This window comes from Lyngbya sp. CCY1209, from assembly GCF_055795065.1.
Genome location: NZ_JAYFER010000647.1, coordinates 38,195 through 57,236, shown reverse-complemented (window position 1 = coordinate 57,236; position 19,042 = coordinate 38,195). Strand labels below are relative to the sequence as shown.

Below are 19,042 nucleotides of genomic sequence, written 5' to 3'. Positions count from 1 at the left end.
TGTCAATTGTCAATTATTCCCCATCGCTTCCAACGGTTTTTCCATTGGGTGGTCGGCTCCAGGGCGGAGGTGGACTGTTCCTGCCGCCGCCGCTCTACAATGGATTCGGCGCGATCGCACAAATTCGGGTCGCGGTAGGGGACGGCGGCGCGGGTTTGCAGGTGTTCCCGTTCCCTCTGGGTCAGGGGGAGCAGGTCCGTCCCACCGAAATTGGCGACGGTCCCGGGGGTGCGACGGCCTCTCGGTTCGGTGGATGCGATCGCCAGTCCCCCTGCCAGGAGGGCGCTTCGGACTGCCGCCGCACAGGAATAGGTCGCCAAGCGTCCGTCGGGTGCGAGGCATTTGGCCGCCAGTCCCAAAAATTCTACCGTCCACAGTTGCGGACAGGCGGGGGGCGAAAAGGGGTCGAGACAGATGGCGTCCGCCCGGAAATTGGAATCATAAACCCGTGGCAATGTTTCCCTGGCGTCGCCGATTAATAATTGGGCATTGAAAAGGTCGATATCAAGGCGAAATTCATCCGCCAGGGTCGCCAAATATTTGGGAATGGGAAAGGGATACTCGTTTAATAACCCTTGGGCGATCGCACTTCGGGGTACTCGCGGGTCGGATTCCAACGCCACGACTTCCACCCGACAATTCGGGTTGACCTCCCAGATGGCGGATAATGCGGCGGCGGTATTGTATCCCAAACCGTAACAGATATCCAATAATTTGATCTGATTTTTTTGGGCTTTTTGGCGCAGTTGCAGGGGCTTAACAAATTTATATTCTGCCTCCTGCTTGGCTCCATAGTGGCTGTGAAAGGCCTCTCCAAATTCGGGAGAAAAAAAGGTGAATGAACCGTCTGCCGTGGGTTCGGGGGAAAAAGAATCGGGTTCGGTCATCGCTCGATTGGGGACGGGTCGTCCGGTTGGCGGGAGGTTTGATGTCGGTGTCGATCTGGAAATTAGAACAGGATCAGCCCAATTTACTCCATTGCTTTAATTATACTCCACTTCGGCCGAGTTGGAAAATTTTAATCTAATTTTCGGGTTTGAATCGGGAATGGATAAACCCGGGCGATCGCCCGGATGTTATACTGCAATTGATTGGCGGTATGACGAGTTGAAATTGCTCAATATTTTTTCATAAAGAATTGTAAATTTTGATGCAAGTGTTCTGGCTATGTCTGGCGGTAACAAGATATTAACAAAAATCGGGCGGTTTTGGGCCGGTTTGTTGGCAACGGCGATCGCCATCTTACTGTTCCAGTCCGCCGTTTTACCCAATGCGGCGCCCCCTTTTAGACGGGGCGACCAACTCGGAGAATTGTGGGGCAATTTGGAACCGCTTGAAATTGTCGAGGAAACCCTCGCGATCGACCTCCGACCTTTGGAAGTCGGCAAAGAAGCCAAAATTACGGCGACCTATTCGATTCAAAATAGAGGTCCATCCGAGTCCGTCGAATTGTTATTTATCGCCCCCAACGCCTTCAGCGATCGCACCTCCGAAACCGTTGCCACGGTGACACTCGATGACGCCCCCATTTCTTATCAAATGGTCAGAGAGTTTCCTGTGCCGGAAGAATGGCAAGTTCCATCGCAAGTTCCGGCGGCTTTTCCTTTCCCAGATCGACCCGATCAAATGTTAAGTTATAACAGCTATGACTTCCGGGGAGAGACGGGATTCAAATTTGTCGCCGAATTTCCGGAAGCACCCAGCCGGCTACAGGTTGCCTACGATATGATCCCGAGTACCCACCAGAGCGGGCGATTTTATTGGGACTATCAAATCGTTTATATTTTGGCTCCCGCGAAGGCTTGGAAAGACTTTGGAACGTTGAATGTGACGGTCAATTATCCCCCCGACTGGCACATTTCCACCACCCTGCCGATGACGGAAACAGAACCCGGTCTGTTGACCGCACAATTTGATGGAATTCCGGCGAATTATTTGGCGGTGACTTCCGTCCCTCCCGACCCTCCAGAAAAACTCGGATATATCCAACAATTGAGTGCAATTATCGGTCAGTTTGGCATCCCGATCGCGATTATAATGAGCTTATATTTTGCGTGGAGAAGTGGAGTTTTTGTGGCCCGTCTTCGTGTTCCGATTGTACTCGGAGGTTTAGTTGTCGTCTCGGCCAGTGTATTCTTTTTTGTATTAATGCCGGGAATGATAACGGACATCAGTGTTGGCTTAAAAAAAAGTTTGATAGCCCACAATAATCTCGGGGAAGCGGTCAATAATTCCTATTATAGGAACTCATTCAAATCAAATGATCGGTCTTTATATTTGTATTTTCGACGCTGGGATAACGATCCCAAAATCCTGTTGAATTTGATGGCATTCAACACGATCGCCAGCTTGGCAATTTTCATTTTCACCTATTGCCGAACTCCGCATCTGAAAAAAGGGTGATTCTATCTCACTCCAAAATCTGAGAATCGGCGATTTTCCAGAGGTTATCTCGGAATCGGAGTTGGTAGCGAACTTGCTGGGTGTTGAAGGTACTTTCGATAACTTTCCCGCCTTGATAAAAGGTGACATCTTCTGTAATTGTTACTTCAATTGTGGCGCGATCGCCCGATTCTGCAAACCGTTCCACGGACTCCAGTTTTTGCACACCGTACTCGTAATATCCATCATTTTCGAGTAAATAGTCGATCGCCTCCAGGGTGTCTGCATACAAACGACTCGTCGTCAGTGCCGCCAGGGTATCGCGATCAAACGGCGGGGCAAAAATACGACTTTTTGCCCTCAACCAATCATCAATTAAATCCGCCGCCCGTCCCAGGCTGAGGGAGGCGTTATTCTGGGCGATCGCATTCGGGGTTTGGTGAAGATTGACGGCGATTTCGGGAGACGCAGAAACCGGCGTTGCCACCATTCCCACCAGCAGGATGACAGCCAAACTCTTCGCGGGTTCCATTGGGCGATCGTTCATAAAAGTCTCGGGGACGTTGAACAAAAAATCAAGCAAGTGGACACACTTCCCCCTCCGAATTAAATTCTACAGTTCGCCGGCTGCCATGTCAACCCCCATCCCCATCAAAAATTTTTTTTTAAAGAATTAAAAATAACTTCTGAGCCCTCCCCTTGCCAAGGGGAGGGTTGGGTGGGGTTCTAATCACCATTCAAACTTTGTCCGAGTTCTCGCAAACGGGCTTCGAGTTCGCGAACCCGTTGTTCGGCGGTTTCCGCCCGTTGTCGTTCGGTTTCCATTTGTTGTTCGGCGGTTTCCGCCCGTTGTCGTTCGGTTTCCGCCCGTTGTCGTTCGGTTTCCGCCTTTTTAGCCAACTCCGTTGGCGTCAGAAAACGTTCGCCGTCGGGGCGGTAAATTGTAAATTCTCCCTCTTGCAATTCAAAGCGAATTCCCAGCCGGGGACTGGTCCAGTTTTCCGGCTGTTCGATGACATCCAACCTGCCATCGGGACTCCGCAGCCAGCCGTTAAAGTCCGGGCGATCGGGATTGAAGATATAATATTCTTCCACCCCATAATGATCGTAGAATTTCAGCTTTTTCGCCATTTCTTTGAGCGTATTTCCGGGAGATAAAATTTCAAAGACAACCTGGGGGGTGATGCCCTCTTCCTCCCATTGTTTGTAAGAACCGCGATCGCCTTTTTGCCGTCCGAAAGCAACCATCACATCGGGAGCTTGGCGGAGCTTGTTATTTCCTTCTTCTGGATACCAGAGCAAATCGCCAGCGATGAAGACATTGGGATCGTCATTGAAGATAATTTCTAGATTTTCTTTGATGACGACAATCCACCGAAATTGTTGAGTATTGTCTGACATTGGTTTTCCGTCACTGTCGGGGTAGATAACGGTTTCTTTGAGTTGAATCATAGCCGGATTTCCTCCGTAAAAACGGGACGAATGACATCCATAAAAATGACAAAAATTCGGGATCACTCCTCAATTTTATTGTAGATCATTTATTTGGTTTTGTCCAGGGAAAACCGAGGAAAATAGGGGGTTAATTTCAGTCCTATCAAACGAGTCTTAACCGGTTTAAATCGGTGCGTCGAAAAGGGTTTATCGCTTCCCTTTGAGCAGATAAGTCGTCATCTCTCCTTTGCCTTTGATTGTAATCGCGCCGCGCCTTTCAAACCGATAGCTATCTTTGAGGACTTCGTAGGTGTCTTCGGTGACTTGAATTTCGTCGGCGATGCCGTGGGATTCCATGCGGGAGGCGATATTTACGGTATCTCCCCAGAGGTCGTAAATGAACTTTTTCAACCCGATCACCCCGGCGATGACGGGGCCGGTGGCGATGCCGATGCGGATCTTAAAATCCTGGTTAGTTTTGATGTTAAAATCTCGGAGGGCGTGCTGCATATCCAAAGCCATATCCGCGATCGCCTCGGCGTAATCATCCTGGGGCAAGGGCAACCCGGAAACGACCATGTAGGCGTCGCCGATGGTCTTAATCTTCTCCAAATTGTGGCGGTCTGCCAGGGCGTCAAATTCGGAAAAAATGCCGTTGAGCAAATGCACCAACTGGCTGGGGTCGAACTTTCCGGCCAGTTCGGTAAATCCGACAATATCGGCGAACAATACCCCCGAATGGGTGAAGCTGTCGGCGATGGTGGTGCGGTCTTGTTTGAGGCGTTCGGCGATGGGGTGGGGTAAAATATTTAACAGCAGGGTTTCCGATCGCTCCTGTTCAATTTTAACCTGTTCGTAGGCCCGTTCCAAGGCGCGGCGGGATTGAAATTCGGACCGCGCCAACCGGTCGTAAAGATAAACGGATAAATTGCAAATCACACAAATCCAGAAAAAGTACAGCACCAGAAAATCCTGGGTCATCCAATCCGCCGGGAATCGCACGTCTAAATTGAAAATAATTCGACTGCCAAAATAGTAGACCAAAACCCCCAGTTGAGAAATCAGGTGTAGCGGCCACAGCACCGGGACGAGGGTGGCTTGGGAAAAGAACGTCAGGGGCCATTCGACGATCGCGGGTTGGGAAATTCCCAGCAATGTCCCGCGAATTTGGGGACTCAGCGTCACCAGCCAAGATAGCAGCAGAAAAATCAATTCCGGACGGCGGCGGCCGATCGCACTTCGCAGCAGGACGACACCAACAATGAGTCCCACTTCCACCACAATTTGGGTGATCAACCACTCAATCCGAAACTGTTGGGGGTAAAATAACAAGTTGTTAAGCTGTGAGATCGAAAAGGTCGAATAGGCGATCAGAGCCAGCCACAGGCCCAACCCCAGGCGTCGGTGCATGAAATGATGTCGCCAGGTTGGATAGTCGGCTGCCTCGATGATGTCGGGACTCCGAAACAGCGGTTTCAGCCGGCGATCGAGCCATGCACCCCAGCCGCTCTCATCCGGGAAATTTTGATTCATGATGGTCTCAACCCAAATCCTCAGAATTTAGCGGTCAAATCAACGTTTAACTATTGTCTCAGTTTTGAACACAAATCGGGTAAACTGTTATTGTGATAGATAATCCTCGCCAACTGGCTTTTTTAACTCTCCGCGATATCCAGCAGCGGGGGGCATTTGCGGATCTCGCCTTGGATGGCAAATTGCGTCGGGCGAAATTGAGCGATCGCGATCGCCGACTGGCGACGGAATTGGTCTACGGCTGCACCCGCCGAATGCGGACCCTGGACGCGCTGATCGATCGCCTCGCCAAAAAACCGGCTCGCCTGCAGCCGCCGGATGTGAGAATTATTTTACATTTGGGACTGTATCAACTCGGTTTTCTCGAACAGATTCCCCCCTCGGCGGCGGTGAATACGACGGTGGAATTGACCAAATATAACAAATTGTCGGGTTTGCGGGGATTTGTGAATGGGGTGTTGCGGCAATATTTGCGATCGGTGGAGGGTGGGAAATCGCCGGAGTCGATTTTGAAATTGCCGGACAATCCGGCGCGGCTGGGAATTGTACACAGTTTCCCGGATTGGATCGTGAAATTTTGGGTGAAGCAGTTGGGAATCGAAGAGGCGGAACAACTCTGCCAATGGTTCAACCGATCGCCGCATTTAGATTTGCGAATTAACCCTATCAAAACTGCTTTGGAAGAAGTGAAAACCGCATTTCAAGACGCGGGAATTGCCGTCAATTCCATTCCAAAATTACCCCAAGGGTTGCGGCTGTCTTCCGGCAGTGGCGCGATCCGAAATTTGCCGGGATACGCGGACGGCTGGTGGACGGTTCAGGATGCCTCCGCGCAGTTGGTGGGGTATGTCGTCGATCCGCAGCCGGGGGAAACGATAATCGACGCCTGCGCCGCACCGGGGGGAAAAACGACCCATTTGGCGGAATTGATGGGGGATAATGGCAAAATTATCGCCATCGATCGCGCCGAGTCCCGTTTGAAACCATTACAGCAGAGCGTGGAGCGGTTACAGTTGCGATCGATTCAAATTGAGGTGGGGGATGCGCGGCAGTTTTCCCAGTATGAGAATACTTGCGATCGCGTACTATTAGACGCACCGTGTTCAGGGTTAGGAACCCTGCACCGGCGATCGGATGCGCGGTGGCGGCAGACTCCGGAGAATATCGACAAACTGTCTCAATTGCAGTCGGAATTGTTGGAGCACACGAGCCGCTGGGTGAAGCCCGGAGGGGTGTTGGTGTACGCCACCTGTACCCTGCACCCGAGGGAAAATCAGGGGAATATCGAATCCTTTTTGAGCCGCCATTCCGACTGGCAAATCGAGGTGCCGGAATTGGATCTGCCGGGGGAATTGACCAAAAAGGGGGCGATCGAGATCTGGCCCCACCGCCGGGATATGGACGGATTTTTTATGGTCAAATTGCGGAGATTTTAACCACTCCAGGCACGGAGGAAACGCAGGGGAGATTGTCGTTGGGCTTTAGCCCTCCCCGGACAAAGGAGAGGGTCGAATCAACCCTCAATTCTGAACTTCCCCATCCGGCATGATCGCCCCCTGAAAATTAGCCCCCTCCAACGTCGCCCCCGTCAGATCCGCCGCATTCAAATCAGCCCCAGTAAAATCGGCATTATTTAACGTTGCGTTCGCAAAATTCGCCCCCCGCAAATAGGCATTTTTGAGGTTCGCCCCGGTCAAATTCGCGCCGGTCAGATCCGCTTGAGTCAGGGCGATCGCGCTCAAATTGGCACCGCCGAGATCCGCGCCGCCGAGGTTGGCACTGTCCAAAAGCGCCCCCTCCAAATTCGCCCTTTTCAAATTGGCATTGCTCAAATTGGCGCCGTTCAAAACCGCCCCAGCCAGGTCGGCCCCTTCAAAATTTTGGCCGCTCAAATCGCAGTCCGAACATTCCTTCGTTTCCAACACCGAACCCGCCCGATTCCCTTCCTGGGGTGGGGTGGAACAGCCGACGCCGACCAAAAGCAACGAACAGAGAGTTGCCGTCAAAACCTGCTTCCGAATTCTCACAATTACACTCCAAAACTAAGCCTAAGATCCCCACGATCGCCGCCAGTCGAACAGCATTTCGATCCAGTCGGACCGGAGCGAACGGCGGTCCCGCACCCAGGCCGCAGCCGTTTGGGGCGCGACCCCGGCCAGGGTGGGCCAGACGGCGGGGAAGTCGGCGATCGCATCCATTTTAAGGCCTTCCCGAATCGCGATCGCGGCCAAATTGATCGACTCGTCCGCCCCCGCCCCAAAAATCGAAGCCCCCAAAATCCGCCCGTCCCGGTGCCCCACCAGTTCGCAAAACCCCGTCGTTTCCCCCAATAAGTGCGCTTTGGGGACGTGCCGGAACGTCTCCCGACTCACCCGCACCCGGTCCCCGTAGCGCCGTCGCGCCTGCTTCTGGGTCAACCCCACCCGCGCCAACGGCGGGTCTGTGTGGACGACCCAGGGGATGCCGTGGTAGTTGACCCTCAGCCGGGGCCAGTAGAGGGCATTTTTGAGGGCGACGCGGGTTTCATACTCGGCGACGTGGGGGAGGGGATATCCCCCCGCGATCGCGCCGCAGGCGTAAATTCTCGGGTTCGTGGTCTGCAATTTCTCATTCAAAACCAAACGGTCCGGGAGGAGTTGCACCCCCGCCCCCTCCAGATTCAAGCCGCCGACCTGGGGCGTGCGCCCCGCCGCCAGGATAATTTCGTCCACTTCCATCGCCCGGTCCCCCGCCTGTATCCACTTGGTGTCCTCAATTTGTCTGGCCTGGGTGACGGGAGTGCGCGTCAGCACCGTCACCCCGTCGGCCTCCAACTGAGCCTGGACCAGAAACGCCGCCTCCGGGTCTTCCCGGCCGAGGATGTGGGGGCCGCGGGTGACGAGGGTGACTTGGGAACCCAGGCGGGCGAAGGTTTGGGCCAGTTCCGCCCCCGTGGGGTCGCCGCCGACGACCGCCAACCGGGCCGGAATTTGGGTCAGCTTGCCGACGGTATCGGCCGACAGGCAACCCGCCAGGGGCAACCCCTCCGCGTCGGGGAGGCGGGGCCGGGAACCCGTCGCCAGCAGGTAAGTGCGCGATCGCAACCGGCGGCCGTTGACGACGAACGACAATTTCGGCTCGGCGGTAAATTCCCCGTTGCCGAAAATCACATCCACCCCCCGGGACGCCAAAATGGCGGAGTCGTAGAGGCTTTCCATGTGGTCGGCGACGCACTCCATCCAGCGGCGGGTCTGGTCCTGGCGCACCAAAATATTGATATTTTCCGACCGGGAGCGATCGTCCTCCCCCTCCCCGGCCCGGGTGGCGGTTTCCCAACTGATGCCGTATTGCGAGATCTCCCGCATCTGGCGGGCGACCCGGGCCACCTGCAACAAAGTTTGGTGGGCGTTCGGGCCGAAAATTTGGCCGGCGACGGGGGCGGGGTGGGGTTCCACCAGGGCGACCCGGGCCCGCATTTGGGTGGCGGTGAGGGCGGCTTGGCGTCCGGCTAGGGTGCCGCCGATGATAACCACGTCGTAATCGAGCATTTTCAGCAATTAACAATTAACAATTAATAATTAATAATTACCCCGATCCATCGGTCATGGCGCTCAAGGGCAACAACGGGCCAGGGCGTCGAGCAGGCGCCGGTTTTCCGCTTCGGTGCGGACGGCGACCCGAAAATAGCGATCGCCGAGTTCGGGAAAACTCAGGCAGTCCCGGATCAGAATCCGGTGCTCCCGGAGCACTCGGGCTTGCAGTTCGGGAACCGGCCATTGTGAGTAGACTAGCAAAAAATTGGCCGCACCGGGGTACGGGTCGAGTCCCGGCAGTTCTTTCAACTCCCGGTACAGTTGGGGGCGGGCGGTTTCCAGCCAGGTGCGAGTCCGGGCCTCGAAGTCCCGATCGCCCAAAACGGCGATGCCGGCGGCGGCGGCCAGGGCGTTGACGGACCAGGGGTCGCGCCACCCTTGCCAGCGGTGCAGGCGCTCCGGGTGGGCGATGGCGTATCCCAACCGCAAACCGGGGAGGCTGTAAAATTTGGTGAGCGATCGCAAAATCACCAGGTTGGGAAAATCGGCCACCTCCCCAATTAAGCTCTGCTGCTCGGCGGGGGGCAGAAAGTCCATGAAGGCCTCGTCCACCACCACCGGGGCGAACCGCTCCAGCAGGGGCAGCAGGGAGTCCCGGGAAAACAGGTGGCCGGTGGGGTTGTGGGGGGTATTGATCAAGAGTCCGGCGGATTTCGGGGCGTCGGCGCCGAGGTCGGACAGCGGGCGGATGTCGCCGTCTTGCCAGATCGGGCGATCGACGATGCGGGCGTCGAAAGCTCTGAGCGATCGCCGGTAGTCCCCGAAAGCCGGGGTCAACAAGTAGGTGGCGGCGGTTTCCGCCAGGTCCCGCCCCGCCCAAGTCAGCAACTCCGCCGCCCCGTTTCCCGGCAAAATCCAGTCCGGGTCCGGGAGGCCGTGGAATCGGGCGAGGGCTTCCCGCAGTTCCCGATAGTCCGGCTGGGGGTAGGCCGCGATCTGCCCGATGTGGGCTTCGATCGCCGCGAGCGCCGACCGGGGCGGCCCGAGGGGGTTGATGCTGGCGGAAAAGTCCAGGATCTCCGACGGGGGACAGTTCGCGACGGACGCCGCCCAGGTCAGATTTCCGCCGTGTTTGGGTCTGCTCATCAGCATTTTCGGCGCGATCGCTCCGATGGACGGATTGAATCTATCAGAGCGCATCGCCGTCACTACTCTGCCACCTTATCTTTGAACATCTTACCGGCGGAGAAGGCCGGGACCCGGGTAGCCGGAATGTCCATCTTTTCCCCGGTCTTGGGGTTGCGCCCTTCCCGGGCCTTCCGCTCCCGGGCTTCAAAGGAGCCGAACCCCACCAGGGTGACTTTTTCCTGTCGGGAAACGGAATCCATGATGCTATCGAGGGCGGCGCTCAACACCGCGTCGGCCTGTTTTTTGGTCACGTCCGCTCTGGCGGCAACCACATCGACTAATTCACCCTTGTTCATCTGAACGATTACTCCTTTTGGTTTGCACGATTCGCCCGACACCGGACGGCGGGCGAAATATTCCTCTTCTGTCAGACTGGGGTGAAACCTCGATTGTTCGCCGGTCCTGATGCCGGAAAATCGTCGAAATGTCCCGGAGTGACAAAAGAGAGAGATAGCACTACGCAGATTGATTGGGACTCTGCCAAAAGCTGAAAAGCCCGTTTCATCAAATTTTGACTTTTGACGCTTCGCGTAGCGCCAGATTGAGGCGGGCGGAACCCGAAATCCCCCGACTGGCGGAGGTTTCACCCGGTTCTCCCCGGCCCTCTGTTTGGGGTCGCTCCGTCGGGGATGTGGCAAACGCCGGCCCGGGCTTTGGGCATATCGCCCAGAACCCCCACGGAATCTGACTTGCACTGATTTATTCTAAGGTGTGAAAGCCGGCTATGGATCGTCCGACCCCCGAATTGACCGGGATTTGGGGGGATTTTCCACTTTTCTTTAGATGTGAGGGCAAAAAAATGCCCCTCCGATTAGCGATCGGAGGAAAACGAATGATCAATTGTCAACTCTCAATTGTCAATTATCCTACCGGCCCTGGATCATCCGTTGGGCGTCGGGACTGACGTTGTACTGGTAGCCGTAGGGGGAGCGATCGGAATCGTCGAGGATGTTCGGCGTCACCAACACGACCACTTCCGCCCGCTCGTTTTCTGAGGTGGTGCTGCGGAACAGGGCGCCGATGATGGGCAAATCGCCCAACAGGGGAATCTTGCTCACGGCTTGCCGTTCCCGCTCCTGAATGATGCCGGAAAGGATTAGGGTCTGACCGTCCCGCAGGCGGACCAGGCCGGAGTCCAGACGGCGAATCAAGGTTTCCGTCGCAAAACCGCCCTGGTTGTCCGTTTCGATGCGTTCGCCCACGGCGCTGACTTCGGGGTTGATCCGCATTGACACGAACCCGTTATCATCAACTCGCTCGACGTTGACCGAAACGGTCAGACCGATATCTTCAAACGTCGGATCTCGGTTGACCTGGGGACCGGCGACGGTGTTGACCGTTTCCACGTCGATCGATTTGACGATGTTCTCCACCAAGTTCACTCTCGCCGTTTCACCTTCCTGGACGACCAAGGTGGGATCGGTGAGGATCTTGGCATTGCCACTCACGATTTGAGCTTGCAGGGTGGAGAGGAAGCGCCGGGGATACTGGAAGAAGGGGAATTGGGCAAATTCCACCGATCCCAAACCCGTCAATTCCCCGGTGTTGAGATTTCGGGTAAAAGGTGTGTACTCGGAAATGCCGACCTGGCCGGGTCGGTCGGTGACGGGCGAAACCGGTCTCAAGCCGATGCCACCGCCGGGGGCCGTCAGCGGAGTGCTGGTGGTTCCGTCGCGATCGAAGAATGGATCTGCCGAATCGAGCAAAATGCCATCGCTCGTGCGATTTTCGATGATCGGTCGAGAATTAATTCCACCCGTCGATAAATCCCGGCCCGGAGGATTGAAACCGCCAAAGTTGACGGCGGCGGCACCGCCGTCATTGACGAAGAACGTATCGTTGATACCGAAGGAGAAGCTGCTGTTCTGGGTCGCTTCGCCGGAGAGGTTGATGTCGATCACCTTGACGTTAACTGCCACCTGACGCCGGCGCAGGTCGAGTTGCATCAACAGGGCAGTTGCGATCTCAACTTTTTCGGGAGGTCCCACCAGGGTAACGGAATTCAGGCGGGGGTCGGCTGAAACTGATAACCCTCGAAGCAACAGAGGCCCTTGTCCCTCTGTTGCTCCCAGAGCGATGATTCGGGGGGTTGTTGTTTCCACAACCCGTTGCAGTAGACCCTGACCGACGACTTGAACTTGAGTTTGATCAATTTGAATTTGAGTTTCAGCCCCCTGGGTGCTTAAATAGCCAGCAGCACTCTCTGCCTGTGTCTGATTCAGCCGCAGAGTTCGCATGACTACATCTTGTGCAGATTCAGGAAGTTCGGGACCGACAAAAACGGTATTTCCAACTCGGTTCGCCTGCAGTCCCGTCAGACGGAGAACATAGTTAAAAACGTCTTGGACTGGCTCATTTTCAATATCCAGTGAGATGGTAAATTCCTCTTCCTGCTCTGAGGGCCGAAAGCGTCCTTCATCATCTTTTTCCAAATTACTGAAGGCGACATTGAGTCCGGCGACTCGCGCCAACAGGGATAAGACTTCTCTCACCGATGCGTCTCGCAACACCAGACGGGGGATGACTTCGTTGCTGTTGAGGTTGATATTGGAGACGGCGGGATTGACGTTGGAAACGGCGATATCGCCCAAGGGCGGGGCGACGGCGCGGGGTTGGAAGGGGGGAGCCGGATTAGGGTCTCGGCGCGGTTGCAGGGGCGCCTGACCGGGCTGCTGTGGGGCCAGGTTGGGGTCGGGCATGAGAATTTCTTCGCCCCCCGCCTGGTTGGGGACGGCCGGACGCCCGCCGATGTTCACATCCGGGTCCGGAACCATCACGTTGGGGGAGTCGGGAACCGGGGGGGGAGTCGCCGGAGCTTGAGCCACGGCACCCGGTGCGATCGCGATCGCAATTCCATCCGTCGCACCCTGGATAATTCTGGCGTCGGGAGATCCATTGCTTCCAGTTACGATCACCCGGACGCTGGTGGGGTCCAGTTGGCTGACCATGATCGACGAAATGCCGGGGGCCGGGTTGTTCTGCTGAAACGAACCGTTGGGCGAGTTGAGTTGGGTGTTGATAATATCGGCGACAAAATCATTCCCCCGGCGGATGACGAACACTTCCGGGCGTTCCGTCCCCTCCGTCACCAGCACCAGGTTAATTTCGCCGTTGTTCGCCTGCACCAACTGCACGTCCCGCACGACAGTAAACGCCTGGGCGGGAGCCTGGGCCAGGACGATCGCGGCGGCTCCGGCGATCGCTCCTCCACCAAATCCTAAAATCTGTTTCACATTCCCTCCTCACATTGGAAAGTGGCGGTTTTACGTTTATTTATAGATGGGTTTAAGGGTTTAAGTTAACAAATCATATTCGATGGAGCGCGATCGCAACAACTGTACACCCTACGCAATCTAAGGACGGCATTCCCGAAACCCGCCGGAACGCCTGAGCCGATGCGCTGCCCCCCACCCGACTCCCACAATTCTCGCCAGATTGAGTGATGGAAGACAGGTTAGACCATTTGACACCACCTGTCAACCGGAATTTTTACCGGGGGAAAGTGGGGCGTTGGGTAGGGGGATTTTAGATTTTAGATTCTCCTGGAGCTTCCTGGAGCCTCCTGGAGCCTCTGTGCCCCTGTGTCCAAAAAAAAGAGCGATCGCTCCTTTCAGACGCGATCGCCCCGTTATCAGGTCGATAACCGGCGATTATTTTTGTTCTTCCTCTTCCGCTTCCTGGGCGGCTTGGAGTTTGGCATCCAACTCCTCCTGACTCAGGGGGAGCAGGGCGTGCAGGTCGAAGGATGTCTCGATCCGCCGCTGGGGCTGGTCTGCGAGGGGCACGAACTGGCCCTGGCGGTATTCTCCCCGCACCTCCGGCGATCGTTCCATCAGTTCCGACTCGAAATTTCGCACCACCAACATCGGCTGCATCCGCTCCAGGGCGATCAGAAAATCCCGGGTCTGCTCGAAACTGCCCTCAAACTCGACCTCGTATTCCCGCCGTCTGAGTTTGCCGTTGACTTGCGAACCCAGGGAACCATCATCGACGATCTTCTCATATTCCCCATTTTCCAATTCCACCGGCTCGAATTTCTTAATCTGGGCTTTGAGGGCATCATCCTCGATACCCGCATTGATTTGATTGAGCTGTTCGTTCAAATCAAACATCAGGGTATTCAAAGTCGCCTCGTCAGCAAACAGGGCCGTGACGTTAGTCCGACGCTGTTTCGCTTCCTCCAGCTCCCGCTCCGCCTGCTCTCTCTTGAGCAGTTTTTCGTTTTGTTGCTCGATCTCCTGCTGCTTGGTTTGAATGTCGGCATTGAGGTTGGATCCCCGTTCCATCGCCGGGAGCACCAGTTTGAAAATGCCGGCCCCCGCCAAGAGCAATCCCACCACCGCGATCGCGATCCCGATGGTTTTGGAGGTCAACTGCAATCCGAACAAATTCGGGCCGGATACCTCCTCCTCTTCGGTTTCGGGAATGAATTCATTTGCTGCTGTCATTTGGAATAACCTCCTATGATTCGGATAACCTGACTCGCATCAGGCGGGGAAACGCTTACGGTTGAATCACGCCCTTTTCCTGCAGGGTTTCGATCCGGTTCACCAGTCCAGCGGCGTCGTTGCTTTTCAACAGGGGCAACAGTTCCGAGGCCTTCGCCGAACTGAGGGCGGTCTCGATCTCGTATTCCACCACCGGCTGCAATTCCAGGTCGGTTTGTCTGTCGCCGCCATCGACGACCAACTGGATAGGGTTGTCTTGCAGTTCAGCCGCGAGCAGTTTGGTTTTTTCTCCGTCAAAGAAAGGAGACTGATTCAGCAGGAGAATAAAATCGTTGAGCTGACCGAAAGAACTGGCGAACCCTTCGATCTTGACCGTGGCGGTATTTCGCGGCGGTGGCGGGGGGGCTTCTTCGCCCTCTTTGGCCGCGGCGGGTTCCGCGGCGGGTTCCGGTTCGGTTTGTTCGATATTGGCGATGCGGACGCCGGCAATTTGCATCAATTCAGCCACCTCCTGGCTCAGGGCAGACCAGGGTTTGATCTCGTTGAAGACTGTCGCCAGGGCGTCGGCTTCCTCGTTGGTTTGTTTGGTTTCGTTGTAGATCTGTTCGAGTTCGTTAACTTGACTGGTTTTCTCGCCCAGTTGCGCTTGTAGGGCCTCCACTTCCTTCTGAAGTTGGGCATTGCGCTGGTTGAAGACGAACCAAACTCCCCCCACCAGAGCGTTGAGAGCGATCGCGGCTCCCACTCCGATCAGGATCGGCTTTTGGTCGATCGGTTGCCCCCCGCCGCCGGGTGTGGGCTTCGGTTTCGTCGTGGGCTTGTAGTCCGGGCGATCGTTGAGAAAATTAATATCCAGGCTGTACATGGTACTATAACCTCTTGCAAGACTGTCGTGGGATGTCCGAGCGGCCGGGGCGTCCCGGTTAGCTGACCCGCAGTCCCAAACCCAAGGCCACTCCCAAACTGGCACGTTGTTCGACGGGAATTTCGCGATCGTCGGCGGAGATCCCGAGGGCTTCGATCGGATCGACTTGGGTGGCGGGCATGGCGAGACGCTGCATGAAAAACTCGTCGAGTTGTCCGATCGCAGCACCCGGACCGGCGAGGAGAAGCTGGGCAATTTCCAACCCGTCGCTCTGATTGATGTAGAAGTCAATCGAGCGGCGCAGTTCGTCGGCCAGCTCTGCTAAGACTTTAATAATGGCATTCGTCCCCGGATTGGGATCGCTCAATGCTCCCATTGTATCAGTCACGGGAAGGGTCATGGCTTGCAGCTCGCTCACGTCCCGGGAGGGGGGCAGGTTCATGGCGTTGTTGAGGGCGCTCTGCACCTGGAACAGTCCGATGGGGATGGTGCGGTTGAACTGGGGCACCCCGTTGACGACGATCGCCAATTCCGTGCTGTCGAATTCGATGTCGGCCAAAATCGCCGCCTCGTTGGAGGAAAACTGTTCGAGCTGATTTTTGAGGGTGCGAATCAGGGCGAAATTGCTGACTTCTAAAATATCCACCTGCAACCCCGCCTGCTCGAATGTGTCGAGGTAAGTATCGGTGACTTCCTTGCGGGTCGCCACCAGCAAAACCTGCACCTTTTCGATGCCGTCTTCGTCCACAAATAAGTCCAATTTCTGATAGTCAACGTCCGCTTCTTCCCGGGAAAAAGGCAGGTACAATCCTGCTTCCGCGTCCATGTAATCTTTGAGTTCTTCTTCGTTCAATTCCGCCGGAACCGCGATCAGGCGAGTCACTGCCTCCCGCCCGGGAATGGCGGTGGCGATGCGCTTAGTTTTGATATTGTTGTCGGCGAGGGTCGATTGGATGAGTTCCGACATGGTGGGCGTATCCACGATCTGACCGTCGATCACCACGTCTTCGGGGACGGGCGTGGTCGCCAAGGTGAGCAACTTTAAATTATCCCCCTTTTTGCGAAGTTCGACAATGTGAATTCGCTCCGATGCCAGTTCGATCGCCATTCCCGGCTTGCGGCCGGAAAAAATCCCTTTTAAAAAGCCAACCATAGCTGTTTTTGTGATAAGTTAAGGGAAAAACAGAACTTTTTGATGGCAAGTTCTATTGTCAACGATAACATTTCTTGGGATGGTTCGATGTCGGCGACGGGAGAAGGAGCCGGGAGTCGCGGACAAAGATGATAGAATGCGATCGGATGTGCGGTTCGTTCGATCACGGTTCCGCAGGATGATCGCCGTCGAGACTCGGTGCGATCGCCACCCGTACACCCGCCCTTGAGAGAGCAAAGTGCCATCATGGATGACTCCCACCTGCAGTTGCTTCTCGAAGATCTCAAAAGCCCCGATCCCGCCGTGCGTGACCGGGCGACCCGTCAACTCTGGCGCCTGTGGTTTGAACAAAAAGGGAGCGCCGGTTTGGAACAACTCCGCCGAGCCGAAGACTGCCTCCAAACCGGGGCCGTCTCGGACGCGGAAGCCATTTTAACGCAATTGATCCGAGATCTGCCGGATTTTGCCGAAGCCTGGAACCGCCGCGCCGTCCTCTACTACACCGCCCGCCAGTTCGCCAAGGCCCTGGGCGACTGCGAAGAAGTCGTCCGCCTCAACCCCGTCCACTTCGGCGCCCTCCACGGCATCGGACTCTGCCATGCCGCCCTGGGCAACTACCCGAAAGCGATCGCCGCCTTCCGAAGAGCCCTAGAAATCCAACCCTACTCCCTGGAAAACCAGCGCCTCATCCTCGAATGTACCGCCCGACTGTGAGGAAAGACACGAACAATCAATAGTTATTAATTTTTAACTATCAATTGTTAATTATTGCCAGACTCCAAGGCCAAAGACGAACAATCAATAATTATCAATTATCAATTATTTCCACGCCGGATGGTTGAACAGCGCCTCGATCACCCGCCGGCCTCGCAGTTGGTTGGACAGGGGCAGGTGGCCGGCGGGCGCCTCCAGATTCCAGGTGAACCCGTCGGGGTAGCGAGTCCAGGTACGGCCGCTGCGCCAGCCAATTTTAGGCCAGAATTTGTCCCAATTTTTGCCCGTCCCCAGCCAAATTTGGCGCTGCACCGAATAGCCGAATTGCCCGAGGGAGTGGATCCGCCAGAGGGTGTCTAGGGTTTGCAAGTCAGTCGTCGGAAAGCGCTCGACTTCGGAAAAATAGAGCCAGTTCCGTTGCCGGGATCTCGGGCCAGCCAGTTCGCACAGCTTTTCCAGGGTGAGGCGGTCGGCGGTCTGGAAATTTTCCCGGACGAGTTCCTGTTGGACGGGAAAATAGTCCACCGCCGAGTCCGAGTCGAGGGGGACGACCCCTTTGGGGAAGTGGTCTTGCAGAAATGCCGTGGTTTTGGGGGAATTGGCGGTATAGAGACTTTTGTAAGCTTCCCCTTCGACGGGGGTGGGGGGGTGCGATTTCCGGGAGAGCAAAAATTCCATCAACAGGTCCGAACCCTCCTCCCCGGCCGTCGCCAGGGCTGCGATCGCCTGTAGCTGCGTCTTCTCAGAATCGGAGTCGAGTTGGGAACGGAGTGCGTCGAGATCGGGCGACAAATCCCGTTCGGAGGGAGCGATCGAATCAGTCATAGGAGGGGTTGGAGTTGGGCGATCCAGGATTACAGCAGTTTTTGACGTTCCATCATTGTACAGGGGCATCCGACAGAATTCTACAGGGTAGGGGGTGGGGAATTTTAGATTTGAGATTTCCCGAGGATGCGATCGACCAGGCCGCTGGTGGAACTGGGGATCTCGACGGTCACGAACACGATGCGACCCCCGCAGGCTTGCACGGTGGGGGTTTCGGGCAGGGTTGACCGGGTGTAGTCGCCCCCCTTGACGTAGATATCCGGTTGGAGGGTTTCGATGAGGCGGTCGGCGGTGCGATCGCCGAAAATTACCACCCCGTCCACGGGTTTGAGGGCGGCCAGCACCTCAGCCCGCTGCCATTCCGGCACGATGGGGCGGGGGGGGTAGCCCGGTCGGGGGGGTTTGATGGCGCGGACGGAGCGATCGCTGTTGAGTCCCACCACCAGCGATCGCCCCAGGGATTTGGCTTGGGTGAGGTAGCGGACGTGTCCGGCGTGGATGAGGTCGAAACAGCCGTTGGTGAGCACCAGGGGCCGCCACCGTTCCGGGTGGCGGGCGATCGCCTCGGCTATAGATTGAAGGGAATAGAGATCGTCGGGCATGGTTGGGATCGGTTTGGGGGCGGGGATATTCGGGGGTCGCGCCCCATCTTGTAACGTTTGTTTATGCGATGGTCGAGAATGGCGTCCGGTGGCATACCTTGGAGAAAGGGAGCGATCGCGATCGCGATCGCGATCGACCGGAAGGCCGACACCCAAACATTACACCGGGGGAACCTACCGACCCGCCTTCAATGGACTCAAAATTAACCTATGTTAGTGTAGCCGTAGGTCGGTCGCCACTCCAAGTCAAAGATCAAATGTCCAAACTCGCCCGGTTCCTGGGTCTTTTTTGCGGTGCTTCCTCGAAGTTGGACGGTGTGCGAACGGCTGGCCGAGTTAACCGGCCGATCCGATGGCAGCTCGAACTCATCTCGCCCCTGTTGCGA

The 19,042-nt window shown here is 56.0% G+C and carries 18 protein-coding genes; 4 read left to right on the top strand and 14 right to left on the bottom strand.

Features of this window, described 5'->3' with window-relative positions; translation table 11 throughout:
• Positions 1–2 precede the first annotated feature (2 nt).
• Positions 3–887 carry a tRNA (5-methylaminomethyl-2-thiouridine)(34)-methyltransferase MnmD gene (locus AC0QHF_RS26545; RefSeq protein ID WP_324707286.1) on the bottom strand — a complete coding sequence of 295 codons (885 nt, stop codon included), beginning with the start codon at positions 885–887 and terminating at the stop codon, positions 3–5.
• Between the two features lie 280 nt (positions 888–1,167).
• On the opposite strand from AC0QHF_RS26545, the gene AC0QHF_RS26540 reads away from it, so the two are divergent.
• Positions 1,168–2,403 (top strand): hypothetical protein, encoded by a 1,236-nt coding sequence (locus AC0QHF_RS26540; RefSeq protein ID WP_324707285.1) that lies wholly within the window; start codon positions 1,168–1,170, stop codon positions 2,401–2,403.
• A 7-nt stretch (positions 2,404–2,410) separates the two neighbouring features.
• Here AC0QHF_RS26540 and AC0QHF_RS26535 read toward each other — a convergent pair whose 3' ends face one another.
• The 3 genes from AC0QHF_RS26535 to AC0QHF_RS26525 all read right to left on the bottom strand — a co-directional run bounded on the left by AC0QHF_RS26535 (position 2,411) and on the right by AC0QHF_RS26525 (position 5,349).
• Entirely contained in the window at positions 2,411–2,929 is a 519-nt protein-coding gene (locus AC0QHF_RS26535; RefSeq protein WP_324707284.1) for an ARC6/PARC6 family protein, read from the bottom strand.
• Between the two features lie 179 nt (positions 2,930–3,108).
• Positions 3,109–3,834 (bottom strand): Uma2 family endonuclease, encoded by a 726-nt coding sequence (locus AC0QHF_RS26530; RefSeq protein WP_324707283.1) that lies wholly within the window; start codon positions 3,832–3,834, stop codon positions 3,109–3,111.
• Between the two features lie 189 nt (positions 3,835–4,023).
• Positions 4,024–5,349 carry an adenylate/guanylate cyclase domain-containing protein gene (locus AC0QHF_RS26525; RefSeq protein WP_324707282.1) on the bottom strand — a complete coding sequence of 442 codons (1,326 nt, stop codon included), beginning with the start codon at positions 5,347–5,349 and terminating at the stop codon, positions 4,024–4,026.
• Positions 5,350–5,441: 92 nt separating this feature from the next.
• On the opposite strand from AC0QHF_RS26525, the gene AC0QHF_RS26520 reads away from it, so the two are divergent.
• Positions 5,442–6,785 carry a 16S rRNA (cytosine(967)-C(5))-methyltransferase gene (locus AC0QHF_RS26520; protein ID WP_324707281.1) on the top strand — a complete coding sequence of 448 codons (1,344 nt, stop codon included), beginning with the start codon at positions 5,442–5,444 and terminating at the stop codon, positions 6,783–6,785.
• Between the two features lie 84 nt (positions 6,786–6,869).
• On the opposite strand, the gene AC0QHF_RS26515 is transcribed toward AC0QHF_RS26520, so the two are convergent.
• The 8 genes from AC0QHF_RS26515 to pilM form a co-directional block, all read right to left on the bottom strand.
• A complete protein-coding gene (locus tag AC0QHF_RS26515) occupies positions 6,870–7,376 on the bottom strand; it encodes a pentapeptide repeat-containing protein (RefSeq protein WP_324707280.1) in 507 nt (168 codons plus the stop codon).
• 21 nt (positions 7,377–7,397) lie between these two features.
• Positions 7,398–8,876 (bottom strand): dihydrolipoyl dehydrogenase family protein, encoded by a 1,479-nt coding sequence (locus AC0QHF_RS26510; protein WP_324707304.1) that lies wholly within the window; start codon positions 8,874–8,876, stop codon positions 7,398–7,400.
• 63 nt (positions 8,877–8,939) lie between these two features.
• Positions 8,940–10,007, bottom strand: a complete 1,068-nt coding sequence (gene cobD, locus AC0QHF_RS26505; protein ID WP_324707279.1) for a threonine-phosphate decarboxylase CobD — start codon at positions 10,005–10,007, stop codon at positions 8,940–8,942.
• A 62-nt stretch (positions 10,008–10,069) separates the two neighbouring features.
• Entirely contained in the window at positions 10,070–10,345 is a 276-nt protein-coding gene (locus tag AC0QHF_RS26500; protein WP_324707278.1) for an HU family DNA-binding protein, read from the bottom strand.
• A 570-nt stretch (positions 10,346–10,915) separates the two neighbouring features.
• A complete protein-coding gene (locus AC0QHF_RS26495; protein WP_324707277.1) occupies positions 10,916–13,282 on the bottom strand; it encodes a secretin N-terminal domain-containing protein in 2,367 nt (788 codons plus the stop codon).
• 417 nt (positions 13,283–13,699) lie between these two features.
• Positions 13,700–14,497, bottom strand: a complete 798-nt coding sequence (locus AC0QHF_RS26490; protein WP_324707276.1) for a pilus assembly protein PilO — start codon at positions 14,495–14,497, stop codon at positions 13,700–13,702.
• Between the two features lie 55 nt (positions 14,498–14,552).
• Positions 14,553–15,362, bottom strand: coding sequence for a PilN domain-containing protein (locus AC0QHF_RS26485; RefSeq protein WP_324707275.1), 810 nt, complete (start codon positions 15,360–15,362; stop codon positions 14,553–14,555).
• A 58-nt stretch (positions 15,363–15,420) separates the two neighbouring features.
• Complete coding sequence (gene pilM, locus AC0QHF_RS26480; RefSeq protein ID WP_324707274.1) at positions 15,421–16,515, bottom strand: type IV pilus assembly protein PilM; 1,095 nt, start codon at positions 16,513–16,515, stop codon at positions 15,421–15,423.
• Between the two features lie 246 nt (positions 16,516–16,761).
• Between pilM and AC0QHF_RS26475 the strand changes: the two genes are divergently transcribed.
• The gene (locus tag AC0QHF_RS26475; RefSeq protein ID WP_324707273.1) at positions 16,762–17,229 is read left to right on the top strand and encodes a tetratricopeptide repeat protein; all 468 of its coding nucleotides are present in this window, start codon (positions 16,762–16,764) and stop codon (positions 17,227–17,229) included.
• A gap of 105 nt (positions 17,230–17,334) precedes the next feature.
• Here AC0QHF_RS26475 and AC0QHF_RS26470 read toward each other — a convergent pair whose 3' ends face one another.
• Positions 17,335–18,054, bottom strand: a complete 720-nt coding sequence (locus tag AC0QHF_RS26470; protein WP_324707272.1) for a GUN4 domain-containing protein — start codon at positions 18,052–18,054, stop codon at positions 17,335–17,337.
• A 104-nt stretch (positions 18,055–18,158) separates the two neighbouring features.
• Complete coding sequence (locus AC0QHF_RS26465; RefSeq protein WP_324707271.1) at positions 18,159–18,656, bottom strand: adenylyltransferase/cytidyltransferase family protein; 498 nt, start codon at positions 18,654–18,656, stop codon at positions 18,159–18,161.
• Positions 18,657–18,744: 88 nt separating this feature from the next.
• On the opposite strand from AC0QHF_RS26465, the gene AC0QHF_RS26460 reads away from it, so the two are divergent.
• The gene (locus AC0QHF_RS26460) at positions 18,745–18,873 is read left to right on the top strand and encodes a hypothetical protein (protein WP_324707270.1); all 129 of its coding nucleotides are present in this window, start codon (positions 18,745–18,747) and stop codon (positions 18,871–18,873) included.
• The last annotated feature ends 169 nt before the right edge of the window (positions 18,874–19,042 follow it).